At 73.3% G+C, this 1,885-nt stretch carries 2 protein-coding genes and 1 pseudogene; all 3 read left to right on the forward strand.

Annotation, left to right across the window (positions count from 1 at the left end):
* Positions 1–604, forward strand: a 604-nt coding sequence (locus AC1DY2_RS19255; RefSeq protein ID WP_476763872.1) for an SDR family oxidoreductase, incomplete at its 5' end; no start/stop codon positions are given.
* A gap of 96 nt (positions 605–700) precedes the next feature.
* Complete coding sequence (locus AC1DY2_RS19260; RefSeq protein ID WP_476763873.1) at positions 701–1,687, forward strand: fumarylacetoacetate hydrolase family protein; 987 nt, start codon at positions 701–703, stop codon at positions 1,685–1,687.
* Positions 1,684–1,885 (forward strand): annotated as a pseudogene (locus tag AC1DY2_RS19265) (cyclase family protein); the annotation flags it as partial. The gene AC1DY2_RS19260 and the pseudogene AC1DY2_RS19265, both read left to right, overlap by 4 nt.

The raw sequence follows: 1,885 nt of genomic DNA on the forward strand, positions 1-1,885 counted from the left end.
CGACGTGCGCCGCGAAGCGGACTGGGCGGCGCTGGCGCAGCGGCTCGCGAGCGCCGACGGCCGGATCGACGGTCTGGTCAACGCCGCCGGCATCACGCGCCGTGCGCGACTCCACGACGTCACCGCCGAGGACTTCGAGGCCGCCTTCGCCGTCAATGCCATGGGCCCCGTCCTCGGCATCCGCTTCCTCGCCCCACTCCTGGGCGATGGCGGCGCGATCGTGAACGTCGGGTCGGCCGCCGGCGCCATGGCGCACTACGGCATCGCGTACGGCGCGAGCAAGTGGGCGCTGCGCGGCATCACGAAGACCGCGGCGATGGAGCTCGGGCCGCGCGGCATCCGGGTCAACCTCGTGAGCCCGGGTTTCATCGAGACGCCGATGACCGCGAGCGCGCCCGACGCGTTCCGTGCCGTGAACCTCGAGTCGACGCCGCTCGGGCGCTCCGGCCGGGCCGAGGAGGTGGCCGCCGTCATCGTGCAGCTCCTCGCACCTGCCGCCTCATTCGTGACCGGCGCGGAGATCGCGGTTGACGGCGGCCTCACCGGGCACGGGGGCGGACTCCCCATCGCCCGTGCGATGGGCTCGGCGCATCCACAGGATTGATGCAGTCCATCATCGATCGAGCCTTCACTGATATCGCGGCACGCGCTTGACTGAGGGAGCGCACCCAACGACGCGCGCCCGAATGGAGAACCACCCGTGACATCGTCGTCCGACGGCCTGGCCGCACCCTTCGCCCTCGTCCGCTACCGCGCGGCCGGAGCCGAGCCCACGCTCGGACTCGTCGCGGGGGAGCGAGTGCGGCCGATCGGCCCCGACGAGCTGGGCGCGCCCGACCTCAACGCGTTCCTCGCCGAGGCGCCTGCCGCGTGGGGTCGCCTCGCCGCGGTCGCCGGGCGCGACGACGACGCCTGGCTCCCGCTCGCCGACGTGACGCTCACCGCGCCCGTCACGCCGCGCCAGGTGCTGCAGACCGGCGCGAACTACCGCACCCACGTGATCGACCTCGTCGCCGCGGGCCGGGCGAAGAACGACCCGCGTCCCATCGAGGAGCTGCGCGCCTGGGCCGCCGACATGATGGACCGCCGCGCGCGTGAGGGCACGCCCTACTTCTTCATCGGCCTGCCCGCGGCGGTCGTGGGCGACGACGTGCCGCTGAGCCTGCCGGGCTACAGCGACCAGCACGACTGGGAGCTCGAGCTCGCCGTCGTGATCGGCAGGGAGGCCTTCCGCGTCGACCGCGAGCACGCCATGGAGCACGTCGCCGGCTACACGATCGTGAACGACGTGACCACCCGCGACCTCGTATTCCGCGAGGACATGAAGGAGATCGGCACCGACTGGTACCGCGGCAAGAACGCCCCCGGCTTCCTCCCCACCGGGCCGTTCCTCGTGCCCGCGCCCTTCGTCGCAGACGCCGGGAACCTGCACCTCGAGCTCACCCTCAACGGCGACACGATGCAGGATGCCACGACCTCCGACCTGCTCTTCGACCTCCCCGCGCTCATCGCCGGCGCCTCGCAGAACATGCCGCTCCTCCCGGGCGACCTGCTCCTCACGGGCAGCCCGGCGGGCAACGGCATCGTGCACGGCCGGATGCTCCGCGACGGCGACGTGATGGTCGGGGCCATCGAGGGGCTCGGCCGCCAGACCGTGCGGGCGATCGCCGAGGAGGCGTCGCGATGAGCACCACGCCGGCCGCGGCATCCGGAACCCGGCGCACGCCGACCGAGCGCCCCGACGAGCTCGATCGCACGGACCCCGCCCGGCACGTCGCCGAGGCCGCCGAGGCGTTCCGCAACTGGGGCCGGTGGGGCGAGGACGACCGGCTCGGCACGCTCAACTTCATCGGCGACGCCGAACGCGCCCGCGCGGCGACCCTCG

This window comes from Agromyces sp. P1_H4 (genome assembly GCF_056405255.1).